We start from the raw sequence: 19383 nt of genomic DNA on the forward strand, positions 1-19383 counted from the left end.
TAGCCGGTCCATACAAGGGGGATTATCCGTGAAGACTTCCGAACTCAGCGAGTTTGACCTGTACCTGTTCCATCAGGGAACCAACTATCATGCTTATGAGATGCTGGGGGCTCACTTTGAGACCCGGGAGGGGAAGGCCGGAGTGCGCTTTGCCCTCTGGGCTCCCCATGCCAAATCAGTCAGTGTGGTGGGGGATTTCAACGGCTGGGATACCCGGGTGAACCACATGGAAAAAGTGGGGGACGGGGAAATCTGGCAAGTCTTCATAGCAGGGCTGTCTGAAGGCGGCATTTACAAGTACGCCATAGAGCCGCAGTGGGGGGGACCTCATATCATGAAGGCCGACCCCTACGGCTTCTATGCGGAAAAGAAACCCCGGACAGCTTCCCGCCTGTATGATATGAGCCACTACGACTGGCAGGATGGGGAGTGGCAGGAGCAGAAGAAAAATGAGTCTTCTTACAGCCGCCCCATGCTGACCTATGAGGTTCACGCCGGTTCCTGGCGGCGCCGGGAGGACGGGGAGTACCTCTCCTACCGGGAGATGGCAGATGAGCTCATTGAGTATGTGCGCGATATGCACTATACACACATTGAGTTCATGCCCCTTTGCGAGCATCCTTTTGACGGCTCCTGGGGCTATCAGGCCACAGGTTACTATGCGGTGACCAGCCGCTATGGCACACCTGATGATTTCCGGTACCTGGTGGACAAGGCCCACCAGCATGGCATCGGCATCATCATGGACTGGGTGCCCGGCCATTTCTGCAAGGACGAGCAGGGACTCAGGCACTTTGATGGCATGAATCTCTACGAGTCTGACAATGAACAGCTGGCTGAGAACTGGGAGTGGGGCACTACCAATTTTGACTACGGCCGCACGGAGGTACAGAGCTTCCTGATTTCCAATGCCATGTTCTGGTTTGAGGAATTCCATATTGACGGCCTGCGCATAGACGCGGTGGCCAATATGCTCTATCTGGACTACGGCAGGAAGGAAGGGGAATGGCAGCCCAATAAGTACGGAGACACCGGCAATCTTGAAGCCATGGATTTTTTGAAGAAGCTCAATGAAGCCATCTTCAAATATCACCCCCAGGCCCTCATGATTGCTGAGGAGTCCACGGCCTGGCCAAATATTTCCAAGCCTGTCTACATGGGAGGCATGGGCTTCAACTACAAGTGGAACATGGGCTGGATGAACGATATGCTCAGGTATGTCAGTCTGGACCCTATCTACCGCAAGTGGAACCATGACAAGGTGACTTTTTCCTTCATGTATGCCTTTTCGGAGAATTTCGTGCTGCCCCTGTCCCATGATGAGGTTGTGCATGGCAAGTGCTCGCTGATTTCCAAGATGCCCGGGGATTACTGGCAGAAGTTTGCGGGCCTCAGAGTTTTCTTTGGCTACTGGATTGCCCACCCCGGCAAGAAGCTGCTCTTCATGGGGGGCGAGTTCGGCCAGTTCATCGAATGGAACTATGATGAGGAATTGGACTGGCATCTGGTGCAGAAGTATCCCATGCACGAAGCCATGCAGACTTATTCCAGGACCCTCAACAAGTTCTACTGTGATACCAAGGCACTCTGGCAGGTGGACTTTGATTGGGAAGGCTTCAAGTGGATTGACTGCGATGACAATGAGAACAGCGTCATTTCCTTTATCCGCAAGGCCAAGGATAGCAACGACTTCATTATCGTGCTCTGCAATTTCACCCCTGAACTCCGTGAGAGTTACCGGGTGGGGGTGCCTTCCAAGGGAATTTATGTAGAGGTATTCAACTCCGATGACAAGGGGTATGGAGGCAGCGGTGTGAGAAATGCCGGTGACCTTCAGACAGAGGATGTGCCCTGGCACGGACGTGAGCAGTCCATCACTTTGACTCTGCCGCCTTTGGCTGCGATTTTCCTCAGGGTCAAGGGCCAGGCCGGAGCGGGCTACATAGCTCCGGAAATAGAGCGGGTCACAGAAGTGAAGGGACGGGAAGATAAGGAAGCCGTCAAGGTTTCCACCGAAGCTGCCCGGAAAGAAAGCGGCGGCAAGAAGATAAAGAGTGCTTGATGAAAAAATAAATTATACCAAGGTTTACCATAAAAGGAGGACACAAGGCATGAATGTACTGTATGTAGCATCGGAAGCGGTGCCTTTTGCTAAAACCGGCGGATTGGCTGATGTGGCAGGTTCCCTTCCCAAGGCTCTGCGCCTGGAGGGAGTTGATGTCCGGGTCATTATGCCCAAGTTTGGCAAAATCCCCGAGGAATACCGCTCCAAGATGGAACATGTCTATGATGGCGAGATAAACGTGGCCTGGCGCACGAAGTTCGTGGGCCTGGAGAAGCTGGAATACGAGGGTGTTACCTATTATTTTGTGGATAATGAGGAATACTACAACCGGGAAGGCTTCTATGGATACGATGATGATGCAGAAAGGTTCTCCTTCTTCTGCCGTGCGGTGCTCTGCCTCCTGCCTGCCATGGATTTCTGGCCGGACATCATCCACAGCAATGACTGGCACGCAGGCCTTATCAGCGTGTTCCTGAAGCTGGAGCATAAGGATGATGAGCGCTATGAGAGGATTCGCACCCTCTACACTATCCACAACCTGAAGTATCAGGGTGTCTTCCCCAAGGATGTCATGGCCGATGTGCTGGCGCTGGACTGGAAGTATTTCAACAATGGCGACCTGGAGTTCTACGATGCGGTGAACTTCATGAAGGGCGGCATCATTTATTCCGACTTCATTTCCACCGTCAGCAAGACTTATGCCCAGGAAATCCAGTACGGCTATTTTGGCGAGCATCTGGACGGCCTGCTGCGCAGCCGCAAGGATGACCTCTTTGGCATCGTCAATGGCCTTGACTATGATACTTACAATCCCCGCACGGACAAGAATCTCTTTGAGACTTACGATGTGGAGGATCCTTCCCGCAAGGCTGACAACAAGACGGAGCTCCAGAATCTCTTGGGCCTGCCCAACAAGCGTCAGGTGCCCATGGTAGCACTTGTTTCCCGCCTGGTGGCTGCCAAGGGCATGGATCTCATCGTGCGCATGATGGATGAGATACTCCTGCATGAGGATATCCAGTTCGTGCTTCTGGGTACTGGCGACAAGGTTTACGAGGACTGGTTCAAGGGGCTGGCATGGCGCTATCCCAACAAGGTTTCCGTGAACATTTATTTCTCCAACCAGCTGGCTCAGCGCATCTATGCGGCAGCTGATATCTTCCTCATGCCTTCCAACTACGAGCCTTGCGGCATTGGCCAGCTCATAGCCCTGCGCTATGGCGCTATTCCGGTGGTTCGTGAAACGGGCGGTCTCAAGGATACCGTAGTGCCTTATGATAAATATACCAAGCAGGGCAACGGTTTTGTCTTCTCGGATTACAACGCCCATGAAATGATGTATTCACTTAAACGTGCACTCTCAGCTTATGAGAATCCTGGGGAATGGCGCCAGATCGTGAACAACGCCATGACTTCCGACTACAGCTGGGCAGAGTCGGCCAGGGAATACAAGCAGCTCTATGAGAAGCTGCTGGCCAAGGAAGCTCCCGGGGGCAAGACGGAGTAAGTGAATCAGTGAAATACGGGGCGGTCTGCAGGCCGCCCTTTTTCGCATAAAGGTACCTGGCAGAGGTCTGGATAAGATAAGGGAGGGTGAGAGAATGCTGGATAGGCATAATGTCGAGCATAATTCCCATAACGTCTATTATCGTTCAACCATCGGGGCGGCGGAAGCCGGTTCCAAGGTGAAGCTGGGGATAAGGATACATACGGAGCTTGCCATCAAGCAGGTGCTGCTGCGCCTGTGGCAGGAGCGCAAGGGAGAGACTCTGGTCACTTTGCAGGACAAAAACCATGCAGAGGGTTCGGCGGATCATTTCTACAGCACAGAGCTGGAAATGCCCGAAAAGGGCTGTCTCCTCTGGTATTATTTCATTATCAATACCTCACAGGGTACCTGTTACTATGGCAACAATCCGGAGATGCTGGGGGGCAAGGGGGACGTCTATGACACGGTGCCCTACTCCTATCAGATCACGGTTTATAACAAAGGGGCAAAGACGCCGGACTGGTTCAAGCACAGTGTCATGTACCAGATTTTTCCGGACCGCTTCCACCGCCACGGGGACAAGCTAATCCCCAAGAAGGGGGCGGTATACCATGCCAACTGGGAAGACGAGCCATGTTACTACAAGGATCCGGATACAAAGGAAATCGTGGCCTATGATTTCTTCGGCGGGAATTTCAAGGGCATAGAGGAGAAGCTTGACTACCTGAAGGAACTGGGGATTTCCGTCATTTACATGAACCCGGTCTTTGAGTCGGAGAGCAATCATCACTATGATACTGGCGACTATCATAAGGTAGATCCGATTCTCGGCACCAACGAGGATTTCAGGCATCTCATCGAGGCTGCCAAAGAGAAGGGCATCCGCATCATCATTGACGGTGTTTTCAGCCATACGGGCAGCAACAGTCGTTATTTCAACCGCAAGGGTGAATACGATACAGTGGGGGCTTATCAGTCCAAGGATTCGCCCTATTATGACTGGTTCTGCTTCCGCAACTGGCCCCATGAGTATGACAGCTGGTGGGATTTCAATACCCTGCCCAATGTGCAGGAAACCACGCCTTCCTATATGGACTTCATTATCACAGGCAAGGACAGTGTGCTCCATCACTGGATGAAGGAAGGGGTAATGGGCTGGCGCCTTGATGTCATCGACGAGCTGCCGGAGCCTTTCTCCCAGAGCTTCTATGCGGAGCTCAAGAAAACAAATCCTGAGGCCGTGATGATTGGCGAGGTCTGGGAGGATTGCTCCCACAAGGTAGCCTATGGGGTGCCCAGGGAATACCTCTGCGGTCAGGAAATGGATTCTGCCATGAACTATCCCTTCCGGGAAATCATCTTCGATTTCCTGATGGGGCGGGTGGACGGAAATCTGGCGCTTCGCAGGCTTACCAGCATGATTGAGAATTACCCCAGGGAAAATCTATACGCCATGATGAACCTCATTGGCAGCCATGATGTGCACAGGGCCATCACCTATCTGGGCGAAGCTCCTTACTATGACGGTATGCCTGCCGTCGAGCAGTCCCGGGCCAAAATGGATCATGTCCACTATTCCCTGGGCAAGGCACGGCTCCTCATGGCAGCTGCCTGGCAGATGACCTATCCCGGGGTGCCCTGCATCTACTACGGGGATGAGATAGGCATGGAGGGGTTCAAGGATCCCTACAACCGCCGTCCCTACAAGTGGAGCGGGGGAGATGAGGAGATACAGGACTTCTACAGGAAGCTCATCAAGCTGCGCAATGAGAATCAGGTTTTGCAGACAGGGATGATCCTGCCTCTTTACGCTTCCGGCAACGTCATTGCTTATACCCGGGTCATACGGGGAGGCAAGGATGTGTTCGGGGCACCGGCAGAGGATGGCGTCTTCATCATCGCCTTCAACCGCAATGCAGAGTGGGAGCACATAGATATCGATGTCAGCGATTTCGTGTCCGGGGAACTGGAGGATGTGCTGTCGGAACGCAGGGAGCGCTATACCGTGGTGCGGGGACGTCTCCACCTGAAGCTGCAGGATCTGAAGCCGCTGGTGCTCAAAGCGGTCAAGCCTGTCAGGAAGTATCCCCGCCAGGCCGGCGTGCTCCTGCATCCCACCTGCCTGCCGTCCAAGTATGGCATCGGTGATTTTGGCAAGGAGGCTTACAAGTTTATCGACTTCCTGCATGAAGCAGGCCAGACTGTCTGGCAGATACTGCCGCTGGGGCCTGTGGGCTTTGGTTATTCACCCTACCAGTCACCCTCGGCTTTTGCAGGCAATCCCTTGCTGATTGACATCGACGAGCTCATTGAGAAAAAGTGGATTACCGCCAGCGAGGCCAAGCTACCTTATGCCGGAGGAAGTTCCTTCGTGGACTTTGAGCGGGTGCAGGCTTTCAAGGCCAAGTGCCTGAAGAAAGCCTATGCCAAGTTTGCCAAGGAAGCAGCCAAGGACGGGGAGTATGAAGCTTTCTGCCAGAGGGAGGCCTACTGGCTGGATGATTATGCCCTCTTCATGGCCATCAAGAAGGACCAGAAGGGAGCGGCCTGGATTGATTGGCCCAAGACACTGAAACACAGGGACAAGCAGGCTATGAAGGTCATAGCCGGAAAACTTCACGAGACTGTGGGCTACGAGAAGTTCCTGCAGTATATTTTCCATACCCAGTGGCAGAAGCTCCATGATTACGCCCGTGACCACGGCGTCTCCATCATGGGAGATATGCCCATCTTCATTTCCCATGACAGTGCTGATGCCTGGGCCAACCAGAAGCTCTTTGACCTGAATCCCGATGGCACGGCCAAGACCGTGGCGGGAGTACCGCCTGATTACTTCAGCGCCACAGGCCAGCTCTGGGGCAACCCCCAGTATAACTGGCAGGCCATGGAAGCTGAGAATTATGACTGGTGGAAGAAGCGCTTCAGGAAGCTTTACGGGCTGGTGGATATCGTGCGCATCGACCACTTCCGTGGCTTTGAGTCATACTGGGAGGTGGATGGCAAGGCGGAAACTGCCATCAATGGCCGTTGGGTGAAGGGACCTTGCAAGCCCTTCTTTGATGAAATCAAAAACAGCCTGGGCCATATGCCTATCGTGGCAGAGGATTTGGGCATTATCACTGATGAGGTGGAGGCCCTGCGTGATGCCTGCGACTTCCCGGGCATGAAGGTGCTGCACTTCACCCTGCACTTCGGTGAAATGGGCCGCTTTGGCTTTGTGGCTCCGGAGAACAGCATTGTCTACACCGGCACCCACGACAATAACACCACCGTGGGCTGGTACAACCATGATATTGATGATGCCATGAAAGTCGCCGTGGCATACCTTCTGGAGGCACGTCCTGACAGGCCCAGGGAAATCTGCGAGCGCCTGGTGGAGTTTGCCTACGCCAGCGATGCCCGCCTGGCCATGGTGCCCATGCAGGACCTGCTGGGACTTGATGAGCGCAACCGCATGAACACGCCTGGCACGGTGGGCTTCAACTGGAAGTGGTGCCTGAAGCCAGGCTATCTGATGGAAGTTGATGTAGAAAGGCTCAAAGAACTCTGTGTGCGCTATGAGCGTTGACAGGCTCCGGGCTTGAGGGATAGAGGATTGCTGCCAGCAGCAATCCTCTAATGCTCTCTAATTCAATTTTTCATGAATATGTGGTATGCTATTATGGCGGTGAAAATTTAATAGATGGGAGGTTCTTTTGATGAGCGAATATACCTTTGTGGTGGAGAAAAAATGCCCTATCTGTGGCAAGATGACCCGGGTTTCCAAGACCAAGGCACGGCTCATTACCCTCAGCACTGATGAGGATATGTGCGTCCACTATAGAGACTTCAATCCCTACTATTACAAAATCTGGTTCTGTGAGCACTGCGGCTTTGCGGCTGAGGAAAAAATCTTTGTGGGCAATATGCCTGCCAAGCACAAGGAAAAGATAGCTGAGTTCCTGGCCAACAAGAGGATGGCGCTGGAATTCATGGAGGAACGGGGCAAGGCCGAGGCGGTGGCTTCCTTCAAGCTGGGTATCTTCTACGCGGAAATGCTGGAGGCTTCCCTGAATCGCCGGGCAGGCCTCTATCTCATGCTGGCCTGGATCTACCGCGATGCCGGCGAACGTGAGAACGAGGTAGAAATGCTGGGGCGGGCGGCGGAACTTTACGACAAGTCCCTCACTACGGAAATGTATCCTCTGAATGGCATGTCAGACGGTCTTTGCATGTACCTCATTGGAGCCATTTATTACCGCATGGGCGAGATTGAGAAATCAACCCAGTATCTTTCAAGGATTATCGGAGACAATAACATCAGGTCTAATGACCCGAAACTTTACGACAAGACCCGCAACCTCTGGGAGGATGTGCGGGCTGCCAAGAAGGAGAGCAAGGAGGAAGGCAGTTAATGGATTTACCAGCAGCCTGGGTGGAGCAGGTTCAGAAGATTGATTGGGGAGAACTCAGGGAAAAGGTGCAGGATTACGGCCCCGCCCTCAAGGTGGTGCGCGGCACCTGGTCCAGGGAAAGTCTGAAGGAAATCAGCGAGGGCAAGCTCTTCGTGCCTGATGAGGTCATCAATGAAGCCCTCATGCAGGGATTGCAAAAGAAGCCTCAGCAGGGACTGGAAAGCTTGTCTCTTCATTCCCATGATGATGGGAAGCTTGATATCGAGGCTTCCACTTCGAAGGGAGAACTGAAGCTCTCCGGAAAGATAAAGGAGTTCGTTCATCAGGGGGATAAGACCTATATGGTCTACCAGGTCAAGCAGAAGAAGCTGCCGGGCCATGGCCTCATGTCCTGGATTTTCTCCCGGGTTTCCCTGTCCATGGTGGAGCGCATGGTGGGGAAGGCAGATACCTTTGACAATCTGCCTGTGGACATCCGCCACAATGATGTGAAGGTGGACTGCGGTCAGGTGCTGGCTGCTTCTACTTTTGGCCAGACCCGCTTCCACGGCCACAGGCTGCTGGATATGATTGAAATAAAAGGTGCCACTCCCAAGGAAAACGGCATAGAGTTCCAGACGGAACTGCATATACCGGATGATGTGAAGGATGACCTGAAGGGTCTTCTCAAAGGCAAAGGGGAGGAGATAAAGGCAGGAAATGATGGGAAGTAAAATGAGAAATACAGCAGGGAAAAATTTCATGAAGGCAGTGGCAACGCTGGTGGGCGTTGCCTTCCTTCTGATGCCTTTGGCAGGCGAGGCGCGGAAGAAAGTACAAAATCCCGTGCCCAAGATCATCTATGTGCCCCACGACAATCGCCCCATTTCCAACAAGCAGACGGCGGAAGTGGTGGAAAAAATTGGCTATCAGGTGGTGGTTCCTCCGGATGAGAAGCTGGGGAATCGCACCAATCTGGGTAATCCGGAAGTGCTCTGGAAGTGGCTGGAGGAAAATTCCGAGGAAGCAGATGCGGCGGTGATTTCCTCCGATGCCATGCTTTACGGCAGCCTGGTGGGCTCCCGCAAGCATAATTACTCCCAGGCAGAGGTGGAGGCCAGAGTCAGACGCTTCAGGGAATTCCGCGCGAATCATCCCAATATGCAGCTCTATGTCTTCAGTTCCGTCATGCGCACTCCCCGGAATGGTGAGGCCTCAGGTCATGAGGAACCGGATTATTACAGGCGTTATGGGGCTGACATCTTCAGGTATACGGGGCTGAAGGACAAGGAAGAAACGGAGGGCCTTACTTCCCGGGAACGCAAGGAAGTGTCATTCCTGGAGCGGCTGATACCCAAAAAAGACCTTCAGGACTGGCTGGGACGCCGGAAGAAGAATTACGCTGCCAATGAAAGCCTGATGAAACTGGCGGGCAACAACACCTTCAATTATTGGGTCCTGGGCAGGGATGATAACGCCCCCTTATCCCAGACTCATCTGGAAAGCCGTCATCTGCTGGCTGCTGCCGGAAAGCTGGACGGGTCGAAGTTCCAGGCCATGGCAGGCATTGATGAGATAGGCATGCTGCTCATGGCCCGGGCGGTAAATGACATCAGGCGTGAAGTTCCCTTTGTTTACGTCCGGTACAACTGGGGCCGTGGGGCAAAGACCATCCCAGCCTATTCTGACGAAACCATGGGGGCTTCCATTGATTCTGCCATCAACGCAAGCGGCGGCTTGCAGGTGAGTTCCCCGGAGAAAGCTGACCTGGTGCTGGTGGTCAATACCAATCCCAATGGCAAGACTTATGAGGCCAACTGGCGCAGCAATGACGGCAGTTCCCGGGAGGGCACTGACTACTTCATGGACCTGGTGAGTGACTATGTGGGCAAGGGATATCCGGTAGCCATAGCTGATGTGGCCTATGCCAACGGCTCTGACAACGCCCTTATGGAGAATCTCAGGAAGAAGGATATGCTCTTCAAGATCAAGGCTTATGGAGGCTGGAACACTCCTACCAACAGCTCAGGCTTTGTCATCGGCGAGGGCATGCTGGTGAAGTACATGAAGGAAGATGCGGTGACTGACCTGTTGCTGACCCGTTATCTGGATGATTGGGCTTATCAGGCCAATGTCAGGAATACCATTGCCCGCCAGCTCACCTGGCTGCGGGGTGACGGGGTCTACGGCAGTTTGGACAGCAAGCGCCAGGCAGTATCTGAAAGGTCCGCCCGCATGATGCAGCGCTTTGTGGATAGCAATTTTCCTCCCTTTGAATCCCTCAGGGAGATTGAGGTGCGCTTCCCCTGGAACCGCATGTTTGAGGCAGATGTCGTCCACGCCAAAGAACTTTATCCTATGGATTATCTGAAACATTGACGGAATTAAGGTTGTTCTCTTTGAGAATGGCCTTATTTTTTTACAAAAAAGGGATAAATCAAATATCAACAGGAAAAAAATCTTGCCTTGGGCAGGATAAAAGGGCATCGTGTAGAAAATAAATCCTTAGAAGTCTATACATGGGGGCACTTATGCGCTAAGATGAGAGGAAGTGAAGCTTGTCATGCTGGAACAGATCACCAATTCCCCCAATATGAACTACCTGTCCCGGGGGATGCAGGCAGCGACCATGAGGCATGAGGTAATCAGCGACAATATAGCCAACGTCAATACGCCTAAGTTCAAGCGCAGCTATGTGCGTTTTGAGGAGCTGCTGGCCAAGGAGCTTCATCTTGACGACGAGCAGGGAAAGCTGGATATAGTCCGCACCCATGACCGTCACCTGCCCATTCCTATGCGGGGGGCAGCGCAGCCTGTCATAGAGCGCGATGATACCACCACTATGAGAGTGGACCACAACAATGTGGACATCGATGTGGAAATGGCCAACATGGCCAAGAACCAGCTGTATTACAATGCCATGGCAACCCAGCTGGGAGGTTTTGTCACCAAGATGAAGAACGTCATTACCAGCGGGCAGAACTAAGCTGTAAGAAAGCAAGAGGTACTATCATGAGCATGTTCCTGGGGATAGATACGGCAGCCTCCGGCCTCACCGCCGAGCGGCTGCGCATGGATGTGATTTCCAACAATATCGCCAATGCCAACACCACCAGGACGGAGCGGGGAGGAGCTTACCACCGCCGCTTCGTGGTCTTTGAGCCCCGGGGGACGGGGAAGAAGACCTTCAATGATTTCCTGGAAAGGTCAATGGACAAGCTGAAAGCCGGCGAAGGCGTCAGGGCCGTGATGATCAGGGAGGATAATGAACAGGGACCCCTGGTGTATGACCCCGGCCACCCGGATGCCAATGCTGAGGGGTATGTGGAAAGGCCCAATGTGAACGTGGTGGCGGAGATGGTGGACATGATTACCGCCTCCCGGGCCTATGAAGCTAATACTACCAGTATCAACGCTGCCAAGTCCATGTACAGCAAGGCCCTGGATATGAGCAAATAACAGAGTTCCTAAGGTCCGAAGGGGGAGGGGATAGTTATGGAAATAGAGCCTTTGCAGATGACACCGGTGAGCATGCACGCCACCAGCCATTTAGGGGAAATGGAAAAGCCTGAGGAAGTGAAGAGCTTTGCCGAATACCTGAAGGGGGCCTTGAAAGAGGTAAACAATCTGCAAATAGAATCCGACCGCCAGAACGCCCTTCTGGCCGCTGGCAGAGCAGAGGATATATCGCAAGTCGTAGTAGCGGCCCAAAAGGCCGAGCTTGCCCTGCAGCTGACCCTTCAGCTGCGCAACAAGGCTACGCAGGCCTATCAGGAAATCATGCGCATGCAGGTTTGACCTTGTATAGGGCTTAAATGATGACGCGAAGGGATTGAGACCATGGGAGATTGGAAAGAGCGGTATCTGGCGCTGTGGGAGAAATTCACCAAAAGACAGCGTTATATCATGTTAGGATCCGCTTTGGCTCTCCTCTTTGTCATACTGGGGATAAGTTTCTGGTATGGCAGCAAGCCGGATATGGTGCCTTTGTTTACAGGCATGGAAACAAAAGATGCCGGCGAGGTGGCAGCAAAGCTTAAAGAAAGCAAAATAGAATATGAGATACAGGAAACGAAGCTGGGAACCAATATCCTTGTACCGTCCAAGAATGTGCATGATGCAAGGCTTGATCTGTCCACCCAGGGCCTGCCCCGGGGACAGAAGGGCTTTGAAATCTTTGATGACAGCAAACTGGGAGTCACAGAGTTCCAGAACAAGGTGAACTATCTGCAGGCCCTCCAGGGGGAGCTCACCCGCACCATCGAGCAGATTGCAGCGGTGGAAAAGGCCCGGGTGCACATAGTGCTGCCGGAGGACAGCCTCTACAAGAAGAATGAGAAGCCTGCCACGGCTTCCATCATGTTGAGGCTCCGTCCCAACATCGAGCTTTCCAAGAAGGAAATCAAGGGCATTGTGAACCTGGCTGCCCATAGTATTCAGGGCTTGCAGCCTGAGAATATCACCATTGTGGATGATACTGGGCAGATTCTCAATGACCCTGATGAAAATGAAGAGCAGAGCGTCAAGCAGAAAACCATGACCCAGCTGGAAATGACCAGGAAGGTCCAGGACAACATCCAGAAGAATGTCCAGAGCCTTTTGGATCAGTCCCTGGGCGAAGGCAGGGCTTTTGCCAGGGTCAGTGTGGAGCTTGACTTCGATGACAGGCAGACGGACCGCCAGACTTTCACCCCTGTGGTGGACGAATCCGGCATCATCCGCAGCCAACAGGATATCAACGAGACATATGAGGGTACTTCCAACAATCCGGGAGGCCCTGCCGGCGTTGAATCGAATGTGCCGGGCTATGTAGCCCAGGAAGGCACGGCCAATGCCAACTATGAGAAAAAGGAATCCACGAAAAATTACGAGATAAATGAAGAGAAGCAGCGCACAGTGGCTTCTCCCGGCTCCATCAAGCGCCTGACGGTGGCGGTGCTGGTGAATGATGACATCAATACCACTCAGCAGGAGAGCATCATGCGCAGCGTGTCCAGCGCAGCCGGCATCAATGCCGAGCGCGGTGACACCATCTCCGTGGAGCCCCTGCCCTTCAGCACCGAGGCCGCAGACCGCAGGGCTGCTGCCGAACAGGCTGAGAAGGACCGTCAGGACCGCATCTTCTACATGCAGGTGGGCATTCCCCTCCTCATCATCGCCCTCATTGCCTTCGCCCTTTACATGCGGCGCCGCAAGAGGCTGCAGGAGGAGGCAGCAGCTGCAGAAGCTGCCCGTCTGGCTCAGGAGGAAGAGGAGAAGCGGATTGCTGCAGAAAGGGCGGCACTGGTGGAAGCAGGAGAAATCGAGGAAGAAGAACTTACCGAGGAGGAGCAGAGGCAGCTCTCAGAAAAGCAGACGCTGCAGCAGCTTATCGACCAGAAACCGGCGGAGGTTGCTATGCTTATCAAGACCTGGCTTGCGGAGGAATGATGGCTTATGGCTGGTATGTATGATGATGAAGATGAAGGCGAACTTTCCAATCAGGAAAAAGCTGCCATCTTATTTATAGCGTTGGGGCCGGAGTACTCGGCCAAGCTGTTCCAGCATATGGATGATGAAGAAATTGAAAGGATTACCCTGGAGATTGCCAACCATAAGCAGGTCAGCGCAGAACAGAAGGCCGAGGTCATCAGCGAATTCTACCAGATGGCCATGGCCCGTGACTACATCTCCAGCGGCGGTCTGGAATATGCCCAGAACGTGCTGGAGAAGGCCTTGGGGGCCGACAAGGCCATGGATATCATCAACCGCCTTACTACCAGCCTCCAGGTGCGGCCCTTTGATTTCCTTAGGAAGACTGACCCGTCCCAGCTCATGAACTTCATTCAGAATGAGCATCCCCAGACCATTGCCCTTATCATGGCATATCTGGATCCGGATCAGGCCAGTACTATCCTGGGGTCCCTGCCGCCAGAATCTCAGGCTGATGTGGCCAGGCGCATTGCGGTCATGGACCGCACGTCCCCGGATATTGTCAGGGAGGTGGAGCGCGTGCTGGAACGGAAGCTGTCGGCTCTGGTTACCCAGGACTTCACTACCGCAGGCGGCATCAAGGCTGTGGTGGAAGTCCTCAACCGGGTGGACCGCACTACAGAGAAATCCATTATCGAGACCTTGGAAGTGGACAATCCGGAACTGGCCGAGGACATCAAGCGCCTCATGTTCGTGTTCGAGGATATCGTCCAACTGGACGACCGCTCCCTGCAGATGGTGCTCAGAGAGGTGGACACCAAGGATTTGTCACTGGCCCTCAAGGGCACTCAGGCAGAGGTGGCAGACAAGGTTTACAGGAATATGTCCAAGCGTGCAGCGGATATGCTGCGTGAAGAAATCGAGTTCATGGGACCTGTGAAGATCAGGGATGTGGAGGAAGCACAGCAGAAGGTCGTCAATGTCATCAGGGCGCTGGAGGACAAGGGCGAGATTGTGATTTCCCGCGGACAGGGAGACGAGATGATTGTCTAAGGTCATCAAATATGCCCAGTGGAAGGAAACTCCCCGATCCATCGAAGCGCCAACGGCTCCCAAGAAGCCTTTTGAGGCAGAGGCGGAGCCGGAAGTGGATGAGGAGGCTCTGGCCCGTATGCTGGAGGAAATCTCTTCCAGGGAGCAAAGGGCTAAGGAATTAGTCAAGGAAGCCGAAAAACAGGCTGCACTCTTGAAACAGGAGGGACAGGCTGAGTATGACCGGCTGATTGAAGAAGCCAGGGCAGAAATAGAGGCTGAAAAGGAAGAGGCCAGAAGCCGTGGCTATGAAGAAGGGCTGAAGCAGGGCAGGGAAGACGGTGAGAAGGAAATCCGCCAGAGCCTGCAGGACGAGCTGAACGCTGCCAACGCTAGGGCGGAGAAAACCCTGCGTGATGCAGAGGAAGCCACCTTTGACTACCTGCAGAAAGCCGAGGATGATGTGGTAGCTATAGCCATGGGGGTAGTTGAGAAGGTGCTGCCGCAGCACTTCATCGATGTGCCTCAGATGGTGCTCCCCCTGGTGAGAGAAGCTATCCTAAAAGTAAATGACCAAAAGAGGCTGGTGGTAAGTGTGCCACCCGCTTCTTATGATTTTGTGCTCATGGCCAGGGATGAGCTCAGGCAGATTATCACTGCTGGCGATGCTGTGCTGGAAATCCATGCCGATGAAGCTCTGAAGCCAGGCGACTGTCTGGTGGAGACGCCCAATGGCAGTGTGGATGCAAGACTGGCTACTCAGATGGAACTTATCCGCCAGGCAGTACTGGAAGTGAAGATGTAGATTTTCGGTATAAGGGGGGCTGGGCATGCAGGGGCCGGTGCAGGTCAATATAGCCAAGTTCAAGGAAGCCATTGCAGATTGCCACAGCATGAAGCTCACAGGCAAGGTTACTCAGGTTATCGGCCTGGTCATAGAATCACAGGGGCCCACCGTCAGCGTGGGGGAGCTGTGCTATGTCAGCTCCCACTTCCCTGATGTGCCCCCCATACCGGCAGAAGTAGTAGGTTTCAGGGAAGGATATGTCATGCTGATGCCCGTAGGGGAGATGCAGGGCATAGGCCCTGGCTGCGAAGTGGTATCTGCCCAGAAAATGCTGCAGGTGAAAGTTGGCCCGGAGCTTTTGGGCCGGGTGCTTGACGGCCTGGGCAATCCCATGGATGGCAAGGGACCGCTGCTGATGAAGAAGGAGTATCCCCTGCAGGCGCCGCCGCCACCTCCTCTTACCCGTCCCCGTATCAAGGACAGTCTTTATGTGGGAGTCAGGGCCATAGACGGCCTCATTACCATGGGGGAAGGCCAGCGCATCGGTATCATGGCAGGTTCCGGGGTGGGCAAGTCCACCCTGCTTTCCATGATTGCAAGAAATACCGAAGCTGATATCAGCGTCATCGCCCTGGTGGGAGAGCGTGGCCGTGAGGTGCGCGATTTCATTGAAAGGGATTTGGGGGAGGAAGGTCTCAAGCGCTCTGTGGTGGTGGTGGCTACTTCGGATACACCTGCCCTGGTGCGCATCAAGGGGGCAATGACCGCCACGGCCATTGCGGAGTATTTCCGCGACCAGGGCCACAAGGTCATCCTCATGATGGATTCTGTCACCCGCTTCGCCATGGCCCAGCGTGAGGTGGGGCTGACCATCGGAGAGCCGCCTGCTACCCGTGGATATACCCCTTCGGTCTTTGCATTGCTGCCAAGACTTTTGGAGAGGGCGGGTACCAGCGAAAAGGGCTCTATCACTGGCATCTACACAGTGCTGGTAGATGGTGACGACATGAATGAGCCCATTGCTGATGCTGTGCGAAGCATCCTTGATGGACATATTGTCCTTTCCAGGGCCATTGCTGCCCAGAACCACTTCCCCGCTATAGATATCCTGGGCAGCGTCAGCCGTGTCATGAATGAAGTGGTGGAGGAAAGGCATCTGAAGGCTGCCCAGTCCATGCGGCAGCTGATGGCTGTCTACAAGGAGGCAGAGGACCTCATCCATATCGGGGCTTATGTGAAGGGCTCCAGCAAGAAGATAGATGAAGCTGTGCAAAAAATTGACAGCATCAATGATTTTCTCTGTCAGGGCATTTTTGAAGTTGATTCTTTTGAAGTAACGGAACAGAAGCTGACAGGCATCTCAGGGTGATGTGCCATGAAAAAATTCAAGTTCCAGCTGGAGACTTTGCTGAAAGTAACCCGCATGAAAAAGGAAGATGCTGAGGTCAAGTTTGCAGAGGTTTCCAGGCGGCTGGAGGAACAGAAGGAACAGCTCCAACTCCTTATAAATGAAATGGAGCAGGGCCAGCGTGACTATGAAAATATCTCCCAGGAGGGAACTCGGGTCACCATTGGCAGGCTTATGAGCTATAACCGCTTCTTTGCCTGGAAGCGGGAGCAGATAGAGATTCAGAGGGGCATCATTCTCCAGACACGGGGGGAGAAGCAGAAGAAGCTCAAGATCCTGATGGAGGTCATGACCTACCTGAAGAGCATTGAGCAGCTCAAGGAAAAGCGCCTGAGGGAATACAATGAGCAGGTGATGTTTGAGGAGCAGAAGTTCCTCGATGAACTGGGACTGCAGCTTACTATGAGGGCCCGGAGGGAGGCAGCTTCATGATTTCGATGGACTTGTCAGGTGTAAGGCATATACAGGCCCGCATAGCGGATATTCAGGAGAGGTTCGGCATTCCAGGCGGTGTGCCTGGACTGGACTTTGACAATGTGCTGAATAAGGCCATGCATAAGGGGGAGAAGCCGGGCCAGGCTGCCCAAAAGGAGGAGGCAGCTGCTGCGGCTGCGGTGGAAGCAGCCGGTGCTGGGACAGGCGCGGAAAAGCAGCAGGAAGCCAGGGCTCCCAGAGAGGTAAAGCTTACGGGCTATGCTCCTCATACCAAAGGCGGGGGAATCCTGCTTTCTGATGCCTCCCTGAGCCAGATGGTGAAGGCGGCTTCGGAGAAGTATCAGGTGGACCCCAAACTTGTTTCTGCTGTGGCAGAGGTTGAATCAGGCGGCAATCAGGGGGCGGAATCTCCGGCAGGTGCCATAGGCGTCATGCAGCTGATGCCTGATACGGCAGCTTCCCTGGGGGTAAATCCCTATGACAAGCAGCAGAATATCGAAGGGGGAGCCAGATATCTCAGACAGATGCTGGACAGTTTTGGGGGAGATGTTAAGAAGGCTGTGGCAGCCTATAATGCAGGCCCTAATGCCGTGAAGAAGTACGACGGGGTGCCTCCCTATCCGGAGACGCAGAATTACGTGGACAAGGTTCTCGACTTGTATCGCTGAAGCAAATACACTATGAATGAAGGCAGGAGATAAGATGGCAGAGAAAAAAGGCGGGGGAAAGAAAATCTTCAAGGTCATACTGATGCTTTTCCTGCTCCTGGTGCTGGTCATAGGCGGCTTTGCCCTGGGGGTATATCTGCGCATCTTTGATACTGCGGAAATGAATGAAAAGCTGGGGCTTTATAACCTGCCGGTGGTGGGCCAGTATTTCGTGAAGCCGCCTCCGGAGCAGGAAGAAATGGAAGAAAAGCCTGTGGAGGATGTGAAGCCCAAGGCTGAGGAGAAGAAACAGTCCAAGAAAATAACCTTGTCAAGGAAGGAAATAGAGGAACAGATGCAGCAAAGAGAAGCTGCGGAGAAGAAACGTGTTTCAAAGCTGGCCCGGCTGTACAACGGCATGAAGCCCAAGGATGCGGCAGAGGCTCTTGATGCCCTGGATGACGACCTGGCTGTGACCATTCTCCAGAAAATGGATGAGGGCACGGCAGCCAAAGTCCTGTCTGAATTTGAGCCGGCCAAGGCTGCCCGCCTGACCCAGATCATCTACGAGGGCACCAAGAAGAATCTCCAGACTGCTGCGGATATTGAAAAGCAGCTGGAGCTTGAGGCTCGTCAGGGTGAAGGAGCAGAGAACAAGAGTGGGGAGGCTCCTTCTGAATAAAATGAAAAATAAGTGGCAAATTCAGGGACGGATTCCATTTTAGGCTTAAGGAATCCGTCTTTTTTGTCGATACATAATCTGAGAGGAGGTGTGAGCCGGATGACTAACACAAATGTTATGGCCATGGGGATGCAGGCAGGGGCTGCTCCTAAGGGCGGCAGCAGGAGCATTCTCAAGGGTCCGGACACATCGAAAGGGAATTTCGATGAAGCATTGGGTCGTCTGCAGCAAGAGGCCCAGGGAGAAATCACGTTAAGTGACAAGGATGAAGCTCCACAGGATATGGATGCACGGGATGGCGGCAGCAGCAGGGAAGGCGCACCCCATCACTCGTTGGTTATGGGGGCGGTGCTGCCAGTGCAGCAGCTTTTATCTGAAGATGTGCCTGTCGAGGCACCGGCTGCTGTGATAGAATTTTCCAGTGAAGCACCCCTGAGTGGAGATTTGATAAAGGCACAGGACATCATGCCGGAGAAATCGGGACAGAACCTTAGAAGCCTTCTGCCCCAAAGCGAAGAATCGGCAGTGAAGAATAGCGATTTTCTGGCCATGCTCTCGGGAGATCTTACCTCCAGCCAGAGGCAGGAAGCCAGGGGCAGGCTGTCAGCTGCCTTGCAGGCGCCTCAGGCACAGGAAGAAGGCGTTGCAGAAGTCAGCAGGCAGCAGTCTGAACCAGTGCCAGGCAAGATGTTTCAGCAGCAGGCGCTGCCCACAGATGTTCAGAACAGGCAGAATATACAGATCCTTGGTCGGCCATTGCAGGAAGCAGAACCAACAGATCCGCTGGCTCTGGCATTGAGACAGACCGCAAGAACCTGGCAGCAGGCTTCCCAGCCTGAGATGCAAGGACAGATGGAGCAGTCTGAGAGGGTGATTGCTTCTGCATTGCCGGACCGGACTGTGCAAGTTGGCCAAACCAGTCAGACTGTGCAAATGACTCAGCAGGTGCCTGCTCAAGCTGCCTCGCAGGTTATCCCGCAGGTGCTCCAGCAAGTGGCTTCGCAGGTGTCTCAGCAAATAACGCAGCAGTTACCCCAGCAAGCAGCGCAGCAG

At 53.7% G+C, this 19383-nt stretch carries 17 protein-coding genes; all 17 read left to right on the forward strand.

What is annotated here, in order from left to right:
• Window positions 1–28: 28 nt before the first annotated feature.
• Window positions 29–2062 (forward strand): 1,4-alpha-glucan branching protein GlgB, encoded by a 2034-nt coding sequence (gene glgB, locus BLW59_RS05015; protein ID WP_081348394.1) that lies wholly within the window; start codon window positions 29–31, stop codon window positions 2060–2062.
• A 49-nt stretch (window positions 2063–2111) separates the two neighbouring features.
• Window positions 2112–3572: a glycogen synthase GlgA gene (glgA, locus tag BLW59_RS05020; protein WP_029545687.1), complete on the forward strand. Its 1461-nt coding sequence runs from the start codon at window positions 2112–2114 to the stop codon at window positions 3570–3572.
• Between the two features lie 94 nt (window positions 3573–3666).
• The gene (gene malQ, locus BLW59_RS05025) at window positions 3667–7122 is read left to right on the forward strand and encodes a 4-alpha-glucanotransferase (RefSeq protein WP_074696717.1); all 3456 of its coding nucleotides are present in this window, start codon (window positions 3667–3669) and stop codon (window positions 7120–7122) included.
• A gap of 130 nt (window positions 7123–7252) precedes the next feature.
• Window positions 7253–7948 (forward strand): DUF2225 domain-containing protein, encoded by a 696-nt coding sequence (locus BLW59_RS05030; protein WP_029545683.1) that lies wholly within the window; start codon window positions 7253–7255, stop codon window positions 7946–7948.
• Entirely contained in the window at window positions 7948–8661 is a 714-nt protein-coding gene (locus BLW59_RS05035; protein ID WP_074696719.1) for a hypothetical protein, read from the forward strand. The genes BLW59_RS05030 and BLW59_RS05035 overlap by 1 nt, the downstream gene beginning before the upstream one ends.
• 28 nt (window positions 8662–8689) lie before the next feature.
• Complete coding sequence (locus BLW59_RS05040; RefSeq protein WP_074696809.1) at window positions 8690–10306, forward strand: DUF4127 family protein; 1617 nt, start codon at window positions 8690–8692, stop codon at window positions 10304–10306.
• 184 nt (window positions 10307–10490) lie between these two features.
• Window positions 10491–10913: a flagellar basal body rod protein FlgB gene (flgB, locus tag BLW59_RS05045; RefSeq protein WP_029545677.1), complete on the forward strand. Its 423-nt coding sequence runs from the start codon at window positions 10491–10493 to the stop codon at window positions 10911–10913.
• Between the two features lie 26 nt (window positions 10914–10939).
• The gene (flgC, locus tag BLW59_RS05050) at window positions 10940–11386 is read left to right on the forward strand and encodes a flagellar basal body rod protein FlgC (RefSeq protein ID WP_029545675.1); all 447 of its coding nucleotides are present in this window, start codon (window positions 10940–10942) and stop codon (window positions 11384–11386) included.
• A gap of 36 nt (window positions 11387–11422) precedes the next feature.
• Window positions 11423–11725: a flagellar hook-basal body complex protein FliE gene (gene fliE / locus BLW59_RS05055; protein ID WP_029545673.1), complete on the forward strand. Its 303-nt coding sequence runs from the start codon at window positions 11423–11425 to the stop codon at window positions 11723–11725.
• 42 nt (window positions 11726–11767) lie between these two features.
• A complete protein-coding gene (gene fliF, locus BLW59_RS05060) occupies window positions 11768–13357 on the forward strand; it encodes a flagellar basal-body MS-ring/collar protein FliF (RefSeq protein ID WP_074696721.1) in 1590 nt (529 codons plus the stop codon).
• A gap of 15 nt (window positions 13358–13372) precedes the next feature.
• Entirely contained in the window at window positions 13373–14392 is a 1020-nt protein-coding gene (gene fliG / locus BLW59_RS05065) for a flagellar motor switch protein FliG (RefSeq protein ID WP_074696811.1), read from the forward strand.
• Window positions 14385–15176, forward strand: coding sequence for a FliH/SctL family protein (locus BLW59_RS05070; RefSeq protein ID WP_074696723.1), 792 nt, complete (start codon window positions 14385–14387; stop codon window positions 15174–15176). The genes fliG and BLW59_RS05070 overlap by 8 nt, the downstream gene beginning before the upstream one ends.
• Before the next feature lie 25 nt (window positions 15177–15201).
• Window positions 15202–16527, forward strand: coding sequence for a flagellar protein export ATPase FliI (gene fliI, locus BLW59_RS05075; RefSeq protein WP_074696725.1), 1326 nt, complete (start codon window positions 15202–15204; stop codon window positions 16525–16527).
• Window positions 16528–16533: 6 nt separating this feature from the next.
• On the forward strand, window positions 16534–16998 hold the full coding sequence (fliJ, locus tag BLW59_RS05080) for a flagellar export protein FliJ (RefSeq protein ID WP_074696727.1): 465 nt from the start codon (window positions 16534–16536) through the stop codon (window positions 16996–16998).
• Between the two features lie 5 nt (window positions 16999–17003).
• Entirely contained in the window at window positions 17004–17669 is a 666-nt protein-coding gene (locus BLW59_RS05085) for a lytic transglycosylase domain-containing protein (protein WP_074696813.1), read from the forward strand.
• 34 nt (window positions 17670–17703) lie between these two features.
• On the forward strand, window positions 17704–18330 hold the full coding sequence (locus BLW59_RS05090; protein WP_074696815.1) for a magnesium transporter MgtE N-terminal domain-containing protein: 627 nt from the start codon (window positions 17704–17706) through the stop codon (window positions 18328–18330).
• A gap of 99 nt (window positions 18331–18429) precedes the next feature.
• The coding region (locus BLW59_RS17690) for a hypothetical protein (protein ID WP_175463359.1) at window positions 18430–19383 on the forward strand (954 nt) is incomplete at its 3' end.

This window comes from Selenomonas sp. KH1T6 (assembly GCF_900108415.1).
Classification (GTDB): Bacteria; Bacillota; Negativicutes; order Selenomonadales; family Selenomonadaceae; genus Selenomonas_B; species Selenomonas_B ruminantium_A.